Source organism: Agromyces aureus, assembly GCF_001660485.1.
GTDB lineage: Bacteria > Actinomycetota > Actinomycetes > Actinomycetales > Microbacteriaceae > Agromyces > Agromyces aureus.
Genome location: NZ_CP013979.1, coordinates 3,564,886 through 3,586,048, shown reverse-complemented (window position 1 = coordinate 3,586,048; position 21,163 = coordinate 3,564,886). Strand labels below are relative to the sequence as shown.

At 70.8% G+C, this 21,163-nt stretch carries 17 protein-coding genes and 1 pseudogene; 11 read left to right on the top strand and 7 right to left on the bottom strand.

The window, feature by feature from the left end:
• The first annotated feature begins 245 nt into the window (after positions 1-245).
• The 4 genes from ATC03_RS16075 to ATC03_RS16060 all read left to right on the top strand — a co-directional run bounded on the left by ATC03_RS16075 (position 246) and on the right by ATC03_RS16060 (position 5,439).
• Positions 246-1,244 (top strand): carbohydrate ABC transporter permease, encoded by a 999-nt coding sequence (locus ATC03_RS16075; RefSeq protein ID WP_082462436.1) that lies wholly within the window; start codon positions 246-248, stop codon positions 1,242-1,244.
• A complete protein-coding gene (locus ATC03_RS16070) occupies positions 1,241-2,185 on the top strand; it encodes a carbohydrate ABC transporter permease (RefSeq protein WP_055862301.1) in 945 nt (314 codons plus the stop codon). The genes ATC03_RS16075 and ATC03_RS16070 overlap by 4 nt, the downstream gene beginning before the upstream one ends.
• Positions 2,186-2,257: 72 nt before the next feature.
• Complete coding sequence (locus ATC03_RS16065; RefSeq protein WP_067879268.1) at positions 2,258-3,586, top strand: extracellular solute-binding protein; 1,329 nt, start codon at positions 2,258-2,260, stop codon at positions 3,584-3,586.
• A 74-nt stretch (positions 3,587-3,660) separates the two neighbouring features.
• Positions 3,661-5,439 (top strand): glycoside hydrolase family 35 protein, encoded by a 1,779-nt coding sequence (locus tag ATC03_RS16060; RefSeq protein ID WP_067879265.1) that lies wholly within the window; start codon positions 3,661-3,663, stop codon positions 5,437-5,439.
• 44 nt (positions 5,440-5,483) lie between these two features.
• On the opposite strand, the gene ATC03_RS16055 is transcribed toward ATC03_RS16060, so the two are convergent.
• Positions 5,484-6,473 (bottom strand): LacI family DNA-binding transcriptional regulator, encoded by a 990-nt coding sequence (locus tag ATC03_RS16055; RefSeq protein WP_227820133.1) that lies wholly within the window; start codon positions 6,471-6,473, stop codon positions 5,484-5,486.
• 107 nt (positions 6,474-6,580) lie between these two features.
• On the opposite strand from ATC03_RS16055, the gene ATC03_RS16050 reads away from it, so the two are divergent.
• The 4 genes from ATC03_RS16050 (at position 6,581) to ATC03_RS16035 (ending at position 12,555) form a co-directional block, all read left to right on the top strand.
• Positions 6,581-8,806: an alpha-galactosidase gene (locus tag ATC03_RS16050; protein ID WP_067879259.1), complete on the top strand. Its 2,226-nt coding sequence runs from the start codon at positions 6,581-6,583 to the stop codon at positions 8,804-8,806.
• Positions 8,803-9,648: a DMT family transporter gene (locus ATC03_RS16045; protein WP_067879256.1), complete on the top strand. Its 846-nt coding sequence runs from the start codon at positions 8,803-8,805 to the stop codon at positions 9,646-9,648. The genes ATC03_RS16050 and ATC03_RS16045 overlap by 4 nt, the downstream gene beginning before the upstream one ends.
• Positions 9,649-9,752: 104 nt before the next feature.
• A complete protein-coding gene (locus ATC03_RS16040) occupies positions 9,753-10,154 on the top strand; it encodes a DUF7144 family membrane protein (RefSeq protein WP_152030986.1) in 402 nt (133 codons plus the stop codon).
• Between the two features lie 259 nt (positions 10,155-10,413).
• Entirely contained in the window at positions 10,414-12,555 is a 2,142-nt protein-coding gene (locus ATC03_RS16035; RefSeq protein WP_067879251.1) for an acyl-CoA dehydrogenase family protein, read from the top strand.
• A 72-nt stretch (positions 12,556-12,627) separates the two neighbouring features.
• Here ATC03_RS16035 and ATC03_RS16030 read toward each other — a convergent pair whose 3' ends face one another.
• Both ATC03_RS16030 and ATC03_RS16025 read right to left on the bottom strand, forming a co-directional pair.
• Positions 12,628-13,452, bottom strand: coding sequence for an ABC transporter permease (locus tag ATC03_RS16030; protein WP_067879248.1), 825 nt, complete (start codon positions 13,450-13,452; stop codon positions 12,628-12,630).
• Positions 13,449-14,462: an ATP-binding cassette domain-containing protein gene (locus tag ATC03_RS16025; RefSeq protein WP_067879245.1), complete on the bottom strand. Its 1,014-nt coding sequence runs from the start codon at positions 14,460-14,462 to the stop codon at positions 13,449-13,451. The genes ATC03_RS16030 and ATC03_RS16025 overlap by 4 nt, the downstream gene beginning before the upstream one ends.
• Before the next feature lie 78 nt (positions 14,463-14,540).
• On the opposite strand from ATC03_RS16025, the gene ATC03_RS16020 reads away from it, so the two are divergent.
• Complete coding sequence (locus ATC03_RS16020; protein WP_067882428.1) at positions 14,541-15,326, top strand: TetR/AcrR family transcriptional regulator; 786 nt, start codon at positions 14,541-14,543, stop codon at positions 15,324-15,326.
• On the opposite strand, the gene ATC03_RS20385 is transcribed toward ATC03_RS16020, so the two are convergent.
• Both ATC03_RS20385 and ATC03_RS16015 read right to left on the bottom strand, forming a co-directional pair.
• Positions 15,304-15,471, bottom strand: coding sequence for an HPP family protein (locus ATC03_RS20385; protein WP_152030985.1), 168 nt, complete (start codon positions 15,469-15,471; stop codon positions 15,304-15,306). The two genes, ATC03_RS16020 and ATC03_RS20385, sit on opposite strands and share 23 nt — an antisense overlap.
• 83 nt (positions 15,472-15,554) lie before the next feature.
• The gene (locus ATC03_RS16015) at positions 15,555-16,565 is read right to left on the bottom strand and encodes a malate dehydrogenase (RefSeq protein ID WP_067879242.1); all 1,011 of its coding nucleotides are present in this window, start codon (positions 16,563-16,565) and stop codon (positions 15,555-15,557) included.
• A gap of 48 nt (positions 16,566-16,613) precedes the next feature.
• Between ATC03_RS16015 and pip the strand changes: the two are divergent.
• Both pip and ypfJ read left to right on the top strand, forming a co-directional pair.
• A pseudogene (gene pip / locus ATC03_RS16010) lies at positions 16,614-17,570 on the top strand (prolyl aminopeptidase); the annotation flags it as partial.
• A gap of 408 nt (positions 17,571-17,978) precedes the next feature.
• A complete protein-coding gene (ypfJ, locus tag ATC03_RS16005) occupies positions 17,979-18,860 on the top strand; it encodes a KPN_02809 family neutral zinc metallopeptidase (RefSeq protein ID WP_067879239.1) in 882 nt (293 codons plus the stop codon).
• Positions 18,861-19,273: 413 nt separating this feature from the next.
• On the opposite strand, the gene ATC03_RS16000 is transcribed toward ypfJ, so the two are convergent.
• On the bottom strand, positions 19,274-19,969 hold the full coding sequence (locus tag ATC03_RS16000) for an alpha/beta fold hydrolase (RefSeq protein ID WP_067879236.1): 696 nt from the start codon (positions 19,967-19,969) through the stop codon (positions 19,274-19,276).
• Entirely contained in the window at positions 19,870-20,940 is a 1,071-nt protein-coding gene (locus tag ATC03_RS15995; RefSeq protein WP_067879234.1) for a DMT family transporter, read from the bottom strand. The genes ATC03_RS16000 and ATC03_RS15995 overlap by 100 nt, the downstream gene beginning before the upstream one ends.
• Positions 20,941-21,163: the final 223 nt, after the last annotated feature.

Here is a 21,163-nt window from a genome sequence, read left to right as displayed (position 1 = left end):
GATGCCTTCGAGCGGCGGGTGCCGCTCGCGGTGAACCACGGGGCTCGGGGTCGGGAACCGGGGTGCGCCCCGGAATCATGCGGGTCTCGGTGAGCGTGACGTCATTGTGATCTTCGGGTTCCCGGCTTCTGTTTGCGTAAACATTATTGTCGCGTATACGGTGATGGCAACGCAAACATTCACGAAGGAGTGCGGACGCGAATGACGAACTCATCGCCCACCCGAGGTGCGGAAGCAGGCCGCGGATGACCGTGGCGCACGCGCATGCCCAGACCCCCGCCGGGGTCTCCACCGAGACGTACGCGACGGTCGCCGCGACCGGCGCAGCATCCGGGGGCACGACCGGCCGCACCGTCGGAACCCGCCGCAGGCGGGCTCGTCGCAACTGGGCGGGATGGTGGTTCGTCGGGCCATTCATGCTCATCTTCACGCTCGTGTTCATCGCGCCGCTGGTGTACGCGATCTACCTCTCGCTCTTCCGCGAGACGCTCATGGGCGGCAACTCGTTCGTCGGGCTCGAGAACTACGCCATCGCCCTGGTCGACCCGAAGTTCTGGGAGGCCATGCTCCGGGTCTCGTTGTTCCTGCTCGTGCAGGTGCCGATCATGCTCGGACTCGCGCTCTTCGCCGCACTCGCACTCGACAGTGCGCGGCTGCGCTGGGTGCCGTTCTACCGGCTCTCGATCTTCCTGCCCTACGCCGTTCCCGGTGTCGTCGCGGTGATGATCTGGGGCTACATGTACGGCTCGCAGTTCGGCCTCGTCGCCGACCTGAACCGGTTCTTCGGCATGCAGCTGCCCTCCCCGCTGGCCGAGAACCTGATCCTGACGTCGATCGGCAACATCGTCACGTGGGAGTTCGTGGGCTACAACATGCTCATCTTCTTCTCCGCGCTGAAGGCCGTGCCGCAGGAGCTCTACGAGGCGGCCGAGATCGACGGCGCCGGCACGTTCCGCACGATCTTCTCGATCAAGCTGCCCTCGATCCGCGGCGCGATCGTCATCGCGACGATCTTCTCCGTGATCGGCAGCTTCCAGCTCTTCAACGAGCCGTCGATCCTGCAGACGATCGCCCCGAACTCGATCACCACCTACTTCACGCCGAACCTCTACGCCTTCAACCTGTCGTTCGCCGGCTCGCAGTTCAACTACGCCGCCGCGATCGCGATCATCTCGGGAGTCATCACCATGATCGTCGCCTACCTCGTCCAACTCGGCGGCGACCGGAACGGGACGAAGGCATGAGCGCGGTCGAATCGGGCGTCGGGTCCAGGCCGGCGCCGAGCCGGCTCGCGAGCGGCAGGATCGCTCGCCGGCCGGGCAGGCGCGACCGGGCGACGCCGCGGCACAAGCGCGCCTCCATCACCCTCGGCATCCTGATGACGGTCATGCTGCTCTACTGCCTCGTACCGCTCTGGTGGCTCGTCGTGAGCTCGACCAAGACGATGGACTCGCTCTACGACTCCTTCGCGTTCTGGTTCAGCGGCGAGTTCGCCCTCTTCCAGAACATCGTCGACACGTTCACCTACCAGGACGGCATCTTCCTGCGCTGGCTCGGCAACACCCTGGCCTACGTCGTCGTGGGTGCCGGCGGTGCCACGTTGTTCGCGACGCTCGCCGGCTACGGCCTCGCGAAGTACGACTTCCCGGGCCGGCGCTGGGTGTTCGCGATCATCCTCGGCGCGATGGCCATTCCGGCCTCGGCGCTCGCGGTGCCCCAGTTCCTGCTCTTCAGCGGGCTCGGGCTGACGAACACGCCCTGGTCGGTGATCATCCCCTCGATGGTGAGCGCCTTCGGCCTCTACCTCGTCTGGGTGTACGCCCGTGAAGCGATCCCCGACGAGCTGCTCGAGGCCGCACGCCTCGACGGCGCGGGCGAGATCCGCATCTTCTTCGTGATCGCCCTGCGCCAGCTCGCACCGGCCCTCATCACGGTGCTGATGTTCACCGTCGTCGCGACCTGGAACAACTACTTCCTGCCCCTCATCATGCTGAGCGACGCGCAGTGGTACCCGCTGCCGGTCGGCCTCGCCCAGTGGTCGGCGCAGTCGAGCGCGATCGGCGGCCAGGCCATCCCGAACCTCGTCATCACGGGCTCGCTCCTCACCGTCATCCCGATCTCCGCGGCGTTCCTCTACCTGCAGCGCTACTGGCAGTCGGGACTGACCGCCGGGAGCGTCAAGTAGTCCGGCCCGCCCGGCGAAGCCGGTACGCCGGCACCCCAAACCCCAGAACACCAAGCGAAGGGAACCACAGCAATGGAACGAAACACCACCCGCCGATGGATGCGACTCGGAGCCGTCCTCGGCTCCGGTGCGCTGCTCGTCGGCGTGCTCTCGGGCTGCAGCGGCGCAGCACCGGGCGCCGACAGCGGCGAGACCGACACCGACGCCGCGCTGGCGCAGGACGTCACGCTCACCTGGTGGACGTGGAGCGACAACACCCAGGCGCAGGCCGACGCCATCTCCGAGGCGTACCCGAACGTCACGTTCGACGTCGTCAAGCTCGAGAACCCCGACGCCGTCGTCACGAAGCTCCAGAACGCCGTCAAGGCGGGCAAGGGCGCTCCCGACATCGTGCCGGTCGAGTACCAGACGGTGCCGCAGCTGACCCTCGGCGGCGCCCTCGCCGACCTGACGCCCTACGGCCTCGACAGCTACGAGAGCTCCTTCACCGCGTCGACGTGGAACTCCGTCAACGTCGAGGGCAAGCTCGTCGCGATGCCGTCGGACTCCGGCCCCATGGTCATGATCTACAACACGGGGCTCTACGAGAAGGCGGGCATCACCGAGGCCCCCACCACGTGGGACGAGTTCGCCACGGCCTCGGCGGCGATCCACGCTGCCGACCCCGAGGCGTACATCGCGAACAGCGGCGACGCCGGCTTCTTCACCAGCATGATCTGGGCGTCGGGCGGCCAGCCGTTCACGACCGACGGTGAGAACGTCACCATCGACCTGCAGGACGAGGGCACGAAGAAGTTCGCGGACTTCTGGGGCGAGCGCCTCGCAGCCGGCGAGCTCTCCGGCCTGTCCACCTGGTCGGACGAATGGACCAAGGCGCTCACCCAGGACAAGCTCGGCACCCTGCTCATGGGCTCCTGGATGATCAGCGGCATGGACGACTACGGCCCCGCCGGCCGGTTCGAGGTCGCTCCGATGCCGACGTGGGACGGCGAGCCGGCTTCGGCCGAGAACGGCGGCAGCGGCCTTGCCGTCACCGCGCAGAGTGCCAACAAGGCCGCCGCGGCCGGTGTCCTGAAGTACCTCGCGGAGGGCGAGGGGCGTGCGCTGTTGAACGAGAACGGCTTCCCGTCGACGATCGCCGACCTCGAGAACCCCGAGTGGCTCGACCACCCGTACGAATCGTACGGCGGCCAGCCGGCGAACCAGGTCGGCGCGGCCTCGGCCGAGTCGGTCCTGCCCGGGTGGCAGTACCTGCCGTACCAGGGCTATGCGAACAACGTCTTCTCCGACTCCGTCGGCAAGGCGCTCGGCTCGGGCGGCGACCTGAACGAGGCGCTCCTCGAGTGGCAGGACACCCTCGTCAAGTTCGGCGACGAGCAGGGCTTCACGGTCAACCAGTAGGACGCATCATCCCGCGGGGCAGTCGCCGTCACGGCGGCTGCCCCGCGGTCCATTTCTCGACACAGGACCAGCGCATGCCCAACTTCACCATCGGTGACACCGACTTCCTCCTCGACGGCTCGCCCCACCGCGTGCTCTCCGGCGCGCTGCACTACTTCCGCGTGCACCCCGACCAGTGGCGCGAGAGCATCCGCAAGGCGCGCCTCATGGGCCTCAACGCCATCGAGACGTACGTGCCGTGGAACGAGCACTCCCCGACCCGCGGCGAGTTCCGCACCGCCGGGCAGCTCGACCTGGCGCGATTCCTCGACCTGGTGCACGCCGAGGGCATGCACGCGATCGTGCGGCCCGGCCCCTACATCTGCGCCGAATGGCATGACGGCGGCCTTCCCTCGTGGCTCGTCGCCGACGAGGCGATCGTGCTGCGATCGCACGACGAGGCCTACCTCGCGGCCGTCGGGGAGTACCTCGACGAGGTCTACGCCATCGTGCGTCCCCGCCAGGTCCAGCTCGGCGGCCCCGTGATCCTCGTGCAGATCGAGAACGAGTACGGTGCCTACGGCGCCGACGAGGACTACCTCCGCCGGCTCACCGAGCTGAGCCGCGAGCACGGCATCGACGTGCCGCTGACCACCGTCGACCAGCCGTTCGACGAGATGCTCGAGAACGGAAGCCTCGACGGCCTGCACCGCACGGGGTCGTTCGGCTCGCGGGTGGGGGAGCGGCTGGCCACCCTGCGCCGCCACCAGCCGACCGGTCCGCTGATGTGCTCCGAATTCTGGTGCGGATGGTTCGACAGCTGGGGCGAGATCCACCACACGACCTCGGCGGAGGACGCCGCCCGCGAGCTCGACGAACTGCTCGCGGCCGGGGCATCCGTCAACGTGTACATGTTCCACGGCGGTACCAACTTCGCCTTCACGGGCGGCGCGAACGACAAGGGCACGTACCGCCCGATCGCGACCTCGTACGACTACGACGCCCCGCTCGCCGAGGACGGCACGCCGACCGAGAAGTTCTGGCGCTTCCGCGAGGTCATCTCGAAGTACGCCCCGGTGCCCGACGAGGTGCCGGCCGAGCGAGCGGATGCCCCCGAGCTCGACGTGCTCCTCGACCGCAGCGCCTCGCTGTGGTCGGTGCCGATCTTCGAGTCGCAGCCCTTCGACCGTCTCCCGGTCGCCGCGGAGTTCGGCTCGATCCGGGGATTCATGCGGTACTCGACGCAGATCGAGCACGGCGGGCTGCTCGCCTTCGGCGAGGTGCGCGACCGGGCCCAGGTGTTCGTCGACGGGGCGTTCGTCGGCACGCTCGACCGAGAGCTCCACGAGCGGGTGCTGCCGCTGCCGGAGGACGCGCGGGGCGAGCTCACCGTGCTCGTGGAGAACCTCGGCGGGGTGAACTACGGGCCCCGCCTCGGCGAGGCGAAGGGGCTCATCGCGCCCGCGACCCTCGACGGCGTGCCGCTCACCGAATGGTCGGCCGCCCCGATCCTCCTCGACGACCTCGCACCCGTGCGCACCGCGCTCGCGGCCGGGCTCGCGGCCGGGCCCGGCGCCGGCTCGCAGCGACGCGGCGCCCCGCTCTCGGGTCCGGTGTTCGCGAGCGGCACCTTCGAGGTGGCGTCGTCGGCCGACCTCCAGCTCGAGCTGACCGGCTGGACCAAGGGCGTCGTGTGGGTCAACGGCGTGAACCTCGGACGCTACTGGAGCCGCGGCCCGCAGCGCACGCTCTACGTTCCGGCGCCCGTCGTGCGGGCGGGCGAGAACGAGCTCCTGATCTTCGAGAGCCTCGGTGCGGTCTCGGCGAGCGCCCGCTTCGTCGCCCACCCCGAGCTCGGCCAGACCGAGGCATGAGCGTGCTCGGGCGATCGAACCGGGCCGCGCTCGTCGGGGCGACGTCAGTCGCGTCGCACGGGCCCGGTGCTGTCACGGACGACGAGTCGCGTCTCGACGAGGACCTTCTGCCGGGTGTCGGGCTCGCCGTCGATGAGCGAGAGCAGCAGGGAGGTGGCACTCTTGCCGACCTTGTCGAAGTTCTGGTGGATCGTGGTGAGCGAGGGCCAGTAGACCAGCGCCTCCTCGGAGTCGTCGAACCCGACCACGCTGATGTCCCGCGGCACGCTCCATCCGCGTTCCTTGATCGCATGCATGACGCCGAGGGCCATCTGGTCGTTGCCCGCGAAGACCGCGGTCGGCGGGGGGCCGCTCGCGAGGAGCTCGCGCCCCAGTGCGAGGCCGGACGCGGCACTCCAGTCGCCCACGAGCACGGGGCGTGCGGGGAGGTTCTCGTCGGCCATGGTCTGCACGTAGGTGACGGTGCGACGCCGCGACGAGAACGAGCTCTCGGGTCCGGAGACGTGCGCGATGTCGCGGTGGCCGAGGTCGAGCAGGTGCTGCATCGCGAGCTTCGCGCCCTGCTCCTGGTCGGTGTCGACGATCGTGTACGGCAGCTTGGCATCGGAGTCGACGATGACGAGCGGCAGCCCGGCCGTGAACTTCCGGTCGTCGAGTGGGCCGACCTCGGCGGACATCACGAGGATGATGCCGTCGACGGCCTGCTCCTCGAGTCGGCTGAACGCACCGGCGACGTCGAGCTGCGTCGGGTCGAAGACCGGCAGCAGGGTCGTCGTGTAGCCGGCGGCCTCGGATGCCTCGGCGACCGCGTTGAGCGTGCGCTCGTTGCCGAGCGTCGCGAGGTTGAAGGTGACGAAGCCGATGCTCCGGAACCGGCCGGACTTGAGGTTCCGCGCCGCGCTGTTCGGGCGGTAGCCGAGCGCCTGCATCGAGGCGAGCACCTTGTCGCGGGTCGTGGGGCGCACGTTGTTCTGGCCGTTCGCCACGCGCGAGACGGTCTGCGCGGAGACGCCGGCGTGCGCGGCGACGTCCATGATCGATGCACGCGCTCTGGAATGCGGCACCGGTCCAGACGGAGTGTTCGATTCGGGCGACATGGTGACGTAAACACTATCGCGAGGGTCCCTCGAGAGGAATTGACATGACACTGATCGAAGACTTCGGTCTGGTGATGCGCGCGGGCGGCGTCGCCCTCGTGCTCGACCTCGGCGAGAACGGGCTGCCCGCGGTCGTGCACTGGGGCGCCGACAGCGGTGCGCTCGACCCGTCGGCGTATCGAGCGCTGCTCGAGACCGGCGTGCTTCCGGTCGGCGCGAGCGAGGTCGACGTGCCCGTTCGGATCTCGATCCTCCCCGAGCACGCCCGCGGCTGGATGGGTCGCCCCGGCGTCAGCGGGTCGAGGGCCGGCGCCGCGTGGTCGCCGCTCTGGCGCGTGACCGGGGTGACGCTCGACGGTGTCCCGCTGGCCGGGGCATCCGCTCGAACCGTGGTGGACCACGGCTCTGGAACCCTCGTCGTGACCGCGGCCGACGCCGACGCCCGGCTGTCGCTCACCCTCACGGTGGAACTCAGCGAGGCCGGCATCGTGCGCACCCGCGCCGACCTGCAGAACCTCGGGGCGGAGGCCTACCAGCTCAACGACCTCATGCTCTGCCTGCCGACGCCGGCCATCGCGAGCGAGGTGCTCGACTTCGCCGGGCGCTGGGCGGGGGAGCGCGCGCCGCAACGTCGCACGCTGACGGTCGGCGCGCATCGGCGCGAGGGCCGCCGCGGCCGCACCGGGCTCGACGCGGCGACGATCCTCTCGGTGGGCACGCCGGGCTTCGGCTTCGCCCACGGCGAGGTCTGGGGCGTCCACACCGCGTGGTCGGGCAATCACGTGCACCAGGTCGAGCGGGTGCTGAGCGGCGAGCAACTGCTCGGCGGCGGCGAGCTCCTGCTGCCCGGCGAGGTGCGCCTCGCCCAGGGCGAGCACTACGAGAGCCCGTGGGTCTACGGCATCTACGGTGCCGGACTCGACGATGCGGCGAGACGCATGCATCGTCACCTCAGGGCACGCACGCAGCATCCGCGCTCACCGAGGCCGGTCACGCTCAACGTGTGGGAGGCGGTGTACTTCGACCACGACGAGGACACGCTCGTCGACCTCGCCGAGCGGGCGGCGGCGATCGGCATCGAACGCTTCGTGCTCGACGACGGATGGTTCGGCGCGCGTCGCAGCGATCGTGCGGGCCTCGGCGACTGGACCGTGTCGGCCGACGTCTGGCCGAACGGGCTGCATCCGCTCGTCGATCGCGTGCGCGACCTCGGCATGCGGTTCGGCCTCTGGTTCGAACCCGAGATGGTGAACCCGGACTCCGACCTCGCGCGGTCGCATCCCGAGTGGATCATGTCGACGGGCGGCAGGCTCCCGGTGGAGTCGCGCAACCAGCAGGTGCTGAACCTCGGCATCCCCGAGGCGTACGCCCACGTTCGCGACGCGATGTGCGCGATCCTCGCCGAGTACGACATCGCGTACATCAAGTGGGATCACAACCGCGACCTCGTGGATGCCGGCACGGCGCCGTTCGGCCGTGCCGGGGTCCACGAGCAGACGCTCGCGTTCTACCGACTCGTCGACGAGATCAAGTCCCGGTATCCCGGCCTCGAGATCGAGTCGTGCTCGTCGGGTGGCGGCCGGGTCGACCTCGGCGTCCTCGAGCGCACCGATCGCATCTGGGTCTCCGACAACAACGACCCCGTCGACCGCCAGCAGACCAATCGGTGGACGACGCAGCTGGTGCCGCCGGAGCTCATGGGGGCCCACATCGCGTCGGGCGCCTCGCACACGACGAACCGGCTTCACGCGCTCTCGTTCCGGGCCATCACCGCGCTGTTCGGCCACCTCGGCGTCGAATGGGACCTGCGTCAGGCGAGCGCGGCCGAACTCGCCGAGCTCGAGGCATGGATCCGGTTCCACAAGGAGCATCGCGAGCTGCTCCACAGCGGCGAGCTGGTGCGACTCGACCATCCCGACGCCTCGCTCGCGGTCAACGGCGTCGTCGCGGCCGACGGCTCGGCGGGCCTCTTCGCGTTCGTGTCGCTCGCGCGATCCTCGGTGGCGAGCCCCGGGCGCATCCGCCTGCCCGGACTCGACGCGGGCGAGCGCTACCGTGTCGAGCCCGTGCTCGTCGGCGGGGTGCCGCACGGGGCCGACCCCGCGCCGTGGTGGGAGGCCGGCCCACTCGAGTCGACCGGCGCGGCACTGGCCGCGATCGGCGTCGTGATGCCCGCGCTCCGGCCGGAGCAGGCGGTGCTGCTGCGCGCCGTGCGTGTCGACGGCGCCGTTGCCGACGCCGTCGCCGAGCCTGGAGGTGCCGCCGCGTGAGCGCAGGCGTCCTCCTCGCCGTGCTGGGCGCCGCGCTGCTGCACGGCACCTGGAACGCGATCGCGAAGGCGATCCCCGCGCGGCTCGTCTCGTCTGCGCTGATCGGAACGGTCTACCTCGTGGTGGGAGCGATCGGATGCCTCGTGCTCCCGTTCCCCCCGCGGGAGGTCTGGCCCTACCTGCTGGTCTCGGCCGCCGTGCAGACGCTGTACCTCGTGCTGCTGACGGCGGCGTACGCGAAGTCGGAGTTCGGCCGCACCTATCCGCTGACCCGGGGCATCGCGGTGCTCGGCATCACGCTGATCGCGACGGTGTTCCTCGGCGAGCGGATGACCCCGGCCCAGCTCGCCGGGGTCGCCGTCGTCGCGATCGCCCTGTTCGCGCTGTCGTGGTCGCCGAAGGGGCGCGGGGGCCCGGCCGGAACGCTGATGGCGGTCGCGGTCGGCGTCACGATCACCGCCTACTCGGTGCTCGACGGCATCGGCGTGCGGCTCTCGGGCGAGCCGTTCGGATACGCGTCGTGGCTGTTCCTCATGCAGGGCGTCACGATCCCGCTCGTCTGCCTCGTGCTCTCGCGCGACCGGGCCGAGCTGCTCCGCGGCATGCGGCGGCATGCGCCGATGGGCGTGCTCGGCGGCATCCTCTCGCTCGCCGCCTACACGATCGTCGTCTGGGCCCAGTCGCTGGCTCCGCTCGCGGTGGTCTCCGCCCTGCGCGAGACGGGGGTGCTCGCCGCCGGGCTGATCGGCTACTTCGTGTTCCGCGAGCCGTTCAGCCGGTGGCGGCTCACGGCCACCGTCTGCGCGGTCTCGGGCATCGTCGCCATCCGACTCGGCGGGTGACGCGGGCGATTCGTCCGCGGCATCCGCCCATTCCGGGGCTCCGGCTCGCTACGATCATCGTGAAGCCGGTCGTCGCCGTTCGGCCCGGCGGAGGGGGATCCACCATGGCACAAAACACCGCTCGCCCAGCGGGCGTCACCATCGTCGCGATCATCGCGTGGATCTCGGGTGCGATCGACATCGTCGTCGGCACGATCCAGTTCTTCCAGGCGAGCGCGATCGCGGTCGATCCGCAGTGGGGCGGCGCGGGGGCCGTCTACACGGCGGCGATCGTCTCGATCATCCTCGGCCTCATCACGGTCATCGTCGCGGGCGGCCTGCTCAGCGGCAACACGGCGGCGCGCCTCATCATCACGGTGGTCATGGTGTTCTCCCTCATCTCGTCGCTGTTCATCGCGGTCGCCAACCTCGGCAACCCGGTCGGCGAGTGGTTGAGCATCCTCGTCACGTTCATCGGGCTGATGCTGCTCTGGTCCAAGAAGGCGAGCGCGTTCTTCAACAGCTGAGCGCGATGCGCGGATGCCGCGTGGCGGCCGTCGTCGCATCAGCCACGGTGCGGCCCGTGCCGTGGTGACCAACGCCCATCGGCCCGCACGCTTGTGCGCATCGCATAGGCCCGCGGCATCCGTTTTGTAGCTTTGGCACAGGCTGCACCGAGCCGTCTCCGCGCGCCTTTGTCGGCCTCGTCTGCAGTGCTTTGGCGGTGCGCCGGCCGGTCATACCGTGGAATGAGCTGATCCCGCGCAGACGAAGGACGAACCGACGATGGTTGACACGGCATCCCGATCCACGAAGAACGACGCGAAGAACCGCGACGCGACGACCGACGCGACCGTTCCCGCCACGCCCGCACGTGAGGCGGCCGCGGCCCCGATCCCGGCGCCCCCCGCAGGCGCCCGGCCCGCCGGCCCCCGCATCGACGTCGCATCGCTCGGTCACCAGCTGCTCGGCTCGTGGCCCGAGATCCGCCTCGAGGCGCGCAAGCGCGTCGGTTCGCCAGAGCTGCAGCGCATCGAGGGGCAGTCGATGGACGAGCACCGCGAGCGCGTGCTCGGCCAGTTGAAGATCCTCGTCGACCAGGGCGCCGTGCACCGCGCGTTCCCGAAGTCGGTCGGCGGTCACGACGACCACGGCGGCAACATCGCCGCGTTCGAGGAGCTCGTGCTCGCCGATCCGAGCCTGCAGATCAAGTCGGGTGTGCAGTGGGGCCTCTTCGGTGCGGCCGTGCTGCACCTCGGCACCGAGTACCACCACGAGACCTTCCTGCCGGCGATCATGTCGCTCGAGGTGCCCGGCGCGTTCGCGATGACCGAGACGGGTCACGGGTCGGATGTCGCGTCCATCGGCACGACCGCCACCTACGACGAGGCGACGCAGGAGTTCGTCATCGACACCCCGTTCCGCGGCGCGTGGAAGGACTACCTCGGCAACGCCGCGGTGCACGGCACGGCCGCGGTCGTGTTCGCGCAGCTCGTGACGAAGGGCGTCAACCACGGCGTGCACGCGTTCTACGTGCCGCTCCGCGACGCCGACGGCGCGTTCCTCGAGGGCATCGGCGGCGAGGACGACGGCCTGAAGGGCGGCCTCAACGGCATCGACAACGGCCGCCTGCACTTCACCGGCGTGCGCGTTCCCCGCGTCAACCTGCTGAACCGCTACGGCTCGGTCGCCGAGGACGGCACCTACGCCAGCCCGATCTCGAGCCCGGGCCGCCGCTTCTTCACGATGCTCGGCACGCTCGTGCAGGGCCGCGTCTCGCTCGACGGCGCCGCGAACGCGGCATCGGCCGCGGCGCTCGCGATCGCCGTGACCTACGGCAACCAGCGTCGCCAGTTCAACGCCGCGAGCGAGACCGACGAAGAGGTGCTCCTCGACTACCAGCGCCACCAGCGCCGCCTGCTGCCGAAGCTCGCCACGACGTACGCGCAGATCTTCGCGCACGACGAGTTCCTCGTGAAGTTCGACGCCGTGTTCTCGGGCAAGGCCGACACCGACGGGGACCGCCAGGACCTCGAGACCATCGCCGCATCCCTCAAGCCGCTGTCGACCTGGCACGCGCTCGAGACGCTGCAAGAGGCTCGTGAGGCCTGCGGCGGGTCCGGCTTCCTCGCCGAGAACCGTCTCGTCGGGCTCCGCGCCGACCTCGACGTGTACGTCACGTTCGAGGGCGACAACAACGTGCTGCTCCAGCTCGTCGCGAAGCGCCTGCTCACCGACTACTCCAAGCAGTTCGCGAAGGCGGATGTCGGGGCCATGGCCCGCTACGTCGTCACCGAGACGGCGGAGCGCGCGTACCACGGCACTGGCCTGCGACGCCTCGGGCAGAACATCGCCGACCTCGGCTCGACCGCGCGCTCGGTCGCGGAGCTCCGCGACGCCGACACGCAGCGCTCGATGCTGACCGATCGCGTCGAGACGATGATCGCCGAGATCGCCGGCCGGCTGCGCGAGGCCCGCAAGCTGTCGAAGATCGAGGGCGCCGCACTGTTCAACCGCAACCAGAACGAGCTCATCGAGGCCGCCCGTGCCCACGCGGAGCTGCTGCAGTGGGAGGCGTTCACGCGCGGCCTCGCGAAGGTCACCGACCCGGGCACCAAGCAGGTGCTGACGTGGGTGCGCGACCTGTTCGGGCTGGGACTCATCGAGCAGCACGCCGCCTGGTACCTCATCAACGGCCGCCTCTCGCCGAAGCGCGCCCAGTCGGTGACCGCGTACCTCGACCGGCTCATCGAGCGGCTCCGCCCGCACGCGCAGGACCTCGTCGACGCGTTCGGCTACGGCCCCGAGCACCTGCGCGCGAAGATCGCCTCGGGCGCCGAGCAGGAGCGTCAAGACGAAGCGCGGGCCTACTACGCGGCCAAGCGCGCCGACGGCACGCTGCCGGTTCCGGAGAAGAGCAAGAAGTAGGAGCGTCACCCGCCGAGAAGGCCGGGCCCGATCGGGTCCGGCCTTCTCGCTGCCCGCAGACCTGCGGTGCGGCTATCGGCGCAGGTGGCGGTAGGCCGCGGCCGTCAGCGGCAGGAACACCAGGGTGATCACGAGCGGCCAGACGGATGCCGCGAGCACGGCGTTCTCGGCCATCCACCCGCTGGTGACGCCGGTCGGGTTGCCGAACAGCTCCCGGGCCGCCGTCGCCGTGGCCGACACCGGGTTCCACGTGGCGATGACCCCGAGCCATCCCGGCATCGTCTCGGCCGAGACGAACACGGTCGAGAGGAACCCGATCGGCCAGACGAGCACCTGCACCGCGGTCGTCGCGCCCGTGCCGCGAAAGCTCAGGCCGAGGAAGATGCCGAGCCAGAGCAGGGCGAACCGGAGCCAGAGCAGCAGCACGACGCCCAGCGCGATCTCGGCGGGCCCGGTGGTCGGACGCCAGCCGATGACGAGCCCGCCGACCATGAGCACGCCGAGGCTGAGCGCCGAATTCGCGAGGTCGGCGATGGCCCGCCCGAGTGCGACCGCGGCACTCGAGATGGGCAGCGAGCGGAACCGATCGGTGATGCCGCGTTTCGCGTCCTCGGCCATGGCGGTCATCGTGCTCTCGAGGCCGAACAGCATCGTGAGCGCGAACATGCCGGGGAGGAGGAACGCGATGTAGTCGCCGCCTCCCGGCACGTCGATGGCGCCGCCGAAGAGGAAGCCGAACAGCAGGATCAGCATGATGTTGAACGCGAGCCCGAAGACGAGTCCCCAGGGTTCGCGCACCCAGTGCAGCAGGTCGCGCCCGGCGATGAGCCAGCCCTCCCGGAGGGGGTTGGGGCGCCGGTCGCGCAGTCCTGCGGTCGCGGTGATGGTGGTCGTCATCGTGCCTCCTCGTCGGTCGGTTCGGGGGCGGTCGCGTCGCTCGCGGCCGCGTCGGCGGGCGCGGCGCCCGTCAGGTGCAGGAACACCTCGTCGAGGGTGGGTCGTCGAAGTGCCAGGTCGTCCACCGTGAGACCGTCCGCGTCGAGCGCCCGGACGATCGGGGCGAGTGCGGCCGATCCGTTCTCGACCTCGACCGTGACGGTCGACGAGTCGGGATCGACGGATGCCTCGGCGCCGACCGCGCTCGCGACGACGGCCGCCGCCCGGTCGAGGTCCGCGGCGGCGAACGCAGCCGTGATGCGGTCGCCGCCCAGCCGGCGCTTCAGCTCCGACGGCGTGCCCTCGGCGATGACGCGGCCGCGGTCCATCACGCTGACGCGGTCGGCGAGCTGGTCGGCCTCGTCGAGCAGCTGGGTGGTGAGGAGCACGGTCGTGCCCATCGACGCGACCTCCCGCACCGCCTGCCAGACCGTCGCGCGCCCGCGAGGATCGAGACCGGTGGTGGGTTCGTCGAGGAACAGGACGGCCGGCGTGAGCACGAGGCTCGAGGCGATGTCGAGCCGTCGCCGCATGCCGCCCGAGAAGCCGGACACGGGGCGGCTCGAGGCATCCGTCAATCCGAACGCCTCGAGGAGGTGATCGGCCCGTGACGTCGCGCGCGGCTTCGAGATCCCGCTGAGTCGCGCGAAGAGCACGAGGTTCTGGTGCGCGGTGAGGGCCTCGTCGACGGCGTGGAACTGCCCGACGAGCCCGATGCGCTCGCGCACTGCAGCCGGATCGCGGCGCACGTCGATGCCGTCGATCGCAGCCGAGCCCTCGTCGAGGTCGGTGAGCGTCGTGAGGCAGCGCACGGCGGTGGTCTTGCCTGCGCCGTTCGGGCCGAGGAGGCCGTGCACGGTGCCGGCGGCGACGTGCAGGTCGAAGCCGTCGAGTGCCGGGGTCTTCGCATAGTGCTTGCGGAGTCCGACGGCCTCGAGGGCGGGGCGGGGTGGAACCGGTCGGGGATGCATCGCTTCCTTTCAACGTACTGTGTACGGAGTTGCGGAGGAATTAACCGTACACCATACGGAGAATGTATGCTGGCCTGCATGCCGACCGAATCCACGGGGCGAGGAGAGCCCGACCGCACCCTCCGCCTGCTGTGGCGCGATCGGCTCGGTGATCCGGTCGGATCACGGGGCCCGAAGCAGCGCACGAGCGTCGACGCCGTCGTCGACGCCGCCATCGAGATCGCCGACGACGAGGGCGTCGAGGCGCTCTCGATGCGGCGCATCGCCGAACGCCTCGGCTTGAAGCCCATGTCGATCTACACCTACGTGCCGGGCAAGGCCGAGCTCATCGACCTCATGGTCGACCGGGTCGCGGGCGAGCAAGCGCTGCCCGAACTCGACGGCCCGTTGCGCGAGCGGCTCGCCCGCATCGCGCACCTCGCGTGGAACGAGTACCTGCGGCATCCGTGGCTGCTCTCGATCGACACGAGCCGCCCGCCGCTCGGGCCGAACGTCTCCGATCGCTGGGAATGGAGCCTGCGCGCCATCGACGGCCTCGGCCTCGACGACCTCGACATGGACCAGATCATCACGCTGATCACGGGGTACGTCAGCGGACCGGCACGGGCCCACCTCGACGCCGAGCGTCTGCACCGCGCCGTCGCCGAGACCGACGAGGAGTGGTGGGAGCGAAACGCGCCGATCCTCGAGGAGATCATGGACCCGGCCCGCTACCCGCTTTCTGGTCGGGTCGGCCTGGCGGCCGGGGAGGCGTACGGCTCGGCCTCGGACCCCCGACGCAGCTTCACGTTCGGCCTCGAACGGGTGATCGACGGCATCGAGGCGTACGTGCGGGGGCGCGCTACTCCGTCGGCGGCTTCATGATCGCGCCGGTCGCGAGGCCCATGACCACGCCGGCGGCGAGCCACAGCCAGAAGCCCGTGAAGAAGCTGATCACGACGCCGACGATGATGCCCATGACGAGTCCGACGATGAGCTGCTTGCGACGCGCGGGCGTGAGTCTGGCCATGGCGTCAAGCCTACGTCGAGCGGATGCCGCGCTCGTCCGCGCACCATGATGGCCGTGCCCGCCCCGCGCCGTTCGGCACCGGCTCAGATGAGTCCGAGCGCGCGCACCGCCTCGCGCTCCTCGACGAGTTCGGCGACGGATGCCGCGATGCGGTGTTCGGCGAAGGCGTCGACCTCGAGCCCCTGCACGATGCGCCACGCGCCGTCGACCGATTCGACCGGGAACGACGAGACGAGGCCTTCGGGCACGCCGTAGGAGCCGTCGGAGACGACGGCGGCACTCGTCCACCCGTTCTCGGTGCCGTGCACCCAGTCGCGCACGTGGTCGATCGCGGCGCTCGCCGCCGACGCGACCGACGAGGATCCGCGCACCTCGATGATCTCGGCTCCGCGCTTGGCCACGCGCGGGATGAACGTGTCGACGAGCCACTCCTTCGCGGTGTCGACACCGCCGAGTCGGGCGGCGAGCAGTGCGGGCACGGACTCGCCGTCGATCGTGGCGTGGGAGACGTCCGGGAACTGGGTGGCGGAGTGATTGCCCCAGATCGTGACGTCGCGGAGCGACCCGACCTGCGCGCCGAGCGTCGCGGCGAGCTGGCCGAGCGCACGGTTGTGGTCGAGTCGGGTCAGTGCCGTGAAGCGGTCGGCCGGGACATCCGGAGCATGCGAGGCCGCGATGAGCGCGTTCGTGTTGGCCGGGTTGCCGACCACGACCACGCGGATGCCGTCGGCGGCACCCGCGTTGATGGCCGCGCCCTGCGGCCCGAAGATGCCGCCGTTGGCCGCGAGCAGGTCGCCGCGCTCCATGCCCGCGGTGCGTGGACGTGCGCCGACGAGCATCGCGATCTCGGTGCCCTGGAACGCGGATGCCGGGTCGTCGAACACCTCGACGCCGTGCAGCAGCGGGAACGCGGCATCCTGAAGTTCGAGGGCGGCACCCTCGGCCGCCCGCACGCCCTGCGGAATCTCGAGGAGGTGCAATCGCACCGGCGTCTCGGCGCCGAGCATCGCGCCCGAGGCGATGCGGAAGAGCAGGGCGTAGCCGATCTGGCCGCCCGCCCCCGTGATGGTGATGGTGACCGGTTTCACGCTCATGAGCCGAGCCTACGCCGCGCACGGGGGGCGGATCGCTACCGTGTGGTCATGAGAGACCTGTATCCGGAGATCGAGCCGCTCGAAACGGGCATGCTCGACGTGGGGGACGGACAGCACATCTATTGGGAGATCTCGGGCAACCGGGAGGGCAAGCCGGTGGTGTTCCTGCACGGCGGCCCGGGGGGCGGCACGAGCCCGGCGCATCGGCGCCTGTTCGACCCGGAGAAGTACCGGATCGTGCTCTTCGACCAGCGCGGCTGCGGCCTGTCGATCCCGCATGCCAGCGAGCCCGACGCCGACCTCTCGGCGAACACGACCTGGCACCTCGTCGCCGACATCGAGCGGCTGCGCGTGCACCTCGGCGTCGACCGGTGGCAGGTGTTCGGCGGCTCGTGGGGCAGTGCCCTCGCCCTCGCCTATGCCGAGACGCACCCCGAGCGCGTCACCGAACTCGTGCTGCGCGGCATCTTCACACTCCGCCGCCAGGAGCTCGACTGGTTCTACGAGGGCGGCGCCTCGGCGATCTTCCCCGACCTGTGGGAGGACTTCCTCGCGCCGGTCCCCTCGATCGAGCGCACGCACCTGATCGAGGCGTACGGGCGGCTGCTCGCCGACCCCGACCCCGGGGTGCACCAACCGGCCGCGATCGCCTGGTCGCGGTGGGAGGGCACGACGATCACGCTCCTGCCCCAGATCGAGACCATCTCGAAGTTCGTCTCGCCCGAGTACGCGACCGCGTTCGCGCGCATCGAGAACCACTACTTCCGACACGGCGGATGGTGGGACGAGGGGCAGCTCATCCGCGACGCGCACCGGCTCGCCGACATCCCGACGGTCATCGTGCAGGGCCGGTACGACATGTGCACGCCGGTGATGACCGCGTGGGACCTCGCCAGGGCGCTGCCCGGCGCGGAGCTCCGCATCATCGGCGACGCCGGGCACGCGTTCGACGAACCCGGCATCCTCGATGCGCTGATCGAGGCCACCGACCGCTTCGCCGAGCGCGCGCACGGGGGCGGCGGTGCGTCGGCGCGCACCTTCGAGGGCGGTGCGGAGGTCGCGGCGGAGGCGGATGTCGCGACGGAGGCGGAGGTCGCGGGGGAGGCGGATGCCGCGGGCTCGACTGCCGCCGCCGGCGACCAGGTCGACGACGACCCGATCGAGGACGTCGACCTCATCGACGACGTCGACGAAGACGTCTTCGGCGATGCGAGCGGTGACGCGAGCGACGGGGAGGGCGAGGGGGACTCGGCCGAGGGGGACGAAGCCGGCGGGGACTCGGGCGAGGGCGACGAAGCCGGCGCGGACGCGGGCGCGGCAGACGCATACGCCAACGCTGACGCCGATGTCAAGGCCGACCCCGACGGAGCGGACGAATCTCCTAAGGGTCGACGCGTGGAGTAGCGTCGGCGCATGACCTTCAACCCCAACGCCGACATCAGCGGCGGGAAGGCCTCCAAGCGAGGACGCAACACCGGCATCGCCGTCGGCGGCGGCCTGGGTGTGATCGCGCTCGTCATCGTGTCGCAGTTGCTCGGCGTCGACCTGACCGGGCTGCTCGGCGGCGGCGGCGGCCAGGAGGCCGCTCCCGACTCGAGCATCGAGGAGTGCCTGACCGGGCAGGACGCGAACCAGCGGGTCGACTGCCGCATGCGGGGCGCCTCGGCGTCGCTCGAGGCGTACTGGGAGCAGGCCGCGCCGCAGGAGCTCGGGGTCGCGTACACGGCCCCGCAGGACTTCGTGCTCTTCGACCAGTCGGTGAATACCGGGTGCGGTGCCGCCACGAGCGCGACGGGCCCGTTCTACTGCCCGCCCGACCAGGTCGTCTACGTCGACGTGACGTTCTTCGACGAGCTCGAGACCCGGTTCGGTTCGAGCGGCGGGCCGCTCGCGCAGATGTACGTCGTCGCGCACGAGTGGGGCCACCACGTGCAGAACCTCGCGGGCACGCTCAGTGCCGCACAGGACGGGCAGACGGGCCCCGACTCGAACAGCGTGCGCACCGAGCTGCAGGCCGACTGCTTCGCCGGCGCCTGGGTCGCGAACGCCGCGAACACGACCGACCCCAAGGGCGTGTCGTTCCTGGTGCCGCCGACCTCGGCCGAGGTCGCGGACGCGCTGAGCGCGGCCGCAGCGGTGGGCGACGACCGCATCCAGGAGGCCGCTCAGGGGCAGGTGACCCCGCACACCTTCACGCACGGCACGAGCGAGCAGCGCCAGGCCTGGTTCACGACCGGGTACGAGCAGGGCGCGGCCGCCTGCGACACGTTCGGCATCGACGGCTCGCAGCTCTGATCGGGATTCGGCTCGGCCATGCCGGCTGGGCGCGGCGCGCTTAGAACGGCCCAGTGGAATTCGTCGCGGCCTCCGCGTCATGATCGTGCCCGATCCGCGTCTCTCACATGAAGGCACGCAGCCCGCGTGCCGTGAGCGACGGGAGCATCCCATGCGCCGCAAGAGCACCCCTACCGTGCCGCACCGTGAACTCTTCAAGGCCGCCGGACTTCAGGAGACCGTCGAGCTCGCCTGTACCTGCGGGCGCGGGGCCGACCATTGGTACTCGCGGCCGGGCGGCCCCATCGACCAGTCGCAGCCGGGGCAGGCGGTCGCCGACCAGGTGACGACCCGGCCGTCGGGGACCGGGCCGTCGGAGACCCGTCCGACGCAGACCCGCCTGACGCAGATCCGCCCGACGCAGACCCGAAGTGTCAGCGGATCGCCGAGGCGATCGCCTGCCCCAGCTGCACTGGCTTCGTGAACTGAGGCCAGTGCCCCGTCGGCAGGTCGACGTAGTCGACCTGCCGCACTTGGGCGAGCTCGCGCGTGAAGGGCGCATCGGCCGCCAGGTACTCCTGCAGCACTGCGCTCGGGAACTCGCACGCGATCACGGTGATGGGCACGTCGTAGCGGCGCTCGTCGTGCAGCACGATCGGGTCGGTCGCGACGGCAGCGGGCTGCGGCACCGCCCGGGCACGGAACGCCGTGCGCAGCCCGTCGTCGAGGTCGACGAGATCGGCATCGTCGAACTCGTCCCACATGGGCAGCGGGATCTCGCCGTCGACCACGGCCAGCCCGTCGTTGATCGCCTGGCCGTCGGCGAGCGGGCCGGAATCGACGTAGACGATGCGCGCGATGCGGTCGGGGCGCCGGTCGGCCACGCCATGCGCGATGGCACCGCCGCCGGAGTGGCCCACGAGCACCACTGGCTCGTCGAACCCGTCGACGAGGCGCACGACGGCGTCGATGTGCTCGCGCAGGCCGATGCGCGAGCGGTCGGCGTCGACGGAGTCGAGCCCGGGCAGGGTCACGGGGTGGGTTCGGTGCCCCTGCTCCTCGAGGAGGGGGACGACGTCGTTCCACGAAGCGGCATCGAGCCAGAAGCCGGGGATGAGGATGAGGTCCATGTCTTCGAACGTACGTTCGACCTCCGACATCCGCCCGAGGCGAGCACCACGATGCCCGCGCCGAGGGTCGCGAGGCCGAGCACCGACCCCGTGGCGAGGGTCTCGCCGAGCACGAGCACGCCCAGCGCGCTCGCGGTGATCGGCTCGGCGAGCGTGAGCGTCGAGACGACGGCGGGCGAGAGTCCGGCGAGCCCCGCGCCGAAGAGCGTGTAGGCGAGCGTGGTCGCGACGAGGCCGAGCCACAGGGCCATCGCGAGTCCGGCGCCCGTGGTCAGCCACTCGGCATCCGTCATCAGCAGGATCGGCAGGCTCGCCACCGCCGCGGTGCCGAACAGCGCACCCATGCTCCCGGTCGGCGACCAGCCCCGGTCGAGCAGGTGCTTCGCGGCGAGCGTGTAGACCGCGTAGGAGGCGCCGGCGGCGACCGAGGCGGCGATGCCGAGCGGGTTCGACGAGGCTTGCGAGGGGTCGGATGCCACCGCGAGCACGGCGACTCCGGCGGTCGCGATCGCGGTCGCGACGAGCCAGCGGCGGCCCGGGAAGCGTCGGCGGAGCGCCCAGTCGAGCGCGCCCGTGATGACCGGTGCCGAACCGAGGGCGACGACCGTGCCCACCGCGACGCCGTTCGAGGCCGTGCCCGCGAAGAACGCCGGCTGGTAGGCGAGCACGCCCGCAGCGCCGATCGCGACGACGAGCACGGTGCCGAGCGGATGCCGCGGGCGGGCGCCCGGCGTCGGCGCACCCGTCGCACCGGGCCCCGTGGCGACAGCGTTCGCTGCTGCCCCCGCCCCCGCCGCCGCACTGCGTCGACGCCACGTCATGACGCCGGCTACGAGCGCCAGCGCACCGCCGCCGATGAGGATGCGCGCGGCACCGATCGAGAACGGGTCCGCATCGGGCCCGAGCGCCTGGGCGGCGCCCGTGGTGCCGAAGCACACGGACGCGAGCAGCACGGCCACGACGAAACGCATGACGGCGATTGTTCCACAATTTCGACCGCGCGTCACGGGTCGTCACCGCGTGCGCGAGCGGTAGGGCCCACGCACACGGCCAACCCATCCGGGCCACGCGCTCGGATCACGCGCGCGGGCGCGGCAGGCTCGGGCTCCCCGGGCCGGTAGGCTCGCATCCTGTCGCCAGCGAAGCCGCATGGCGGATGCGCGTCCCCCAGCGCCCCGCCGACCCGACGCGGCC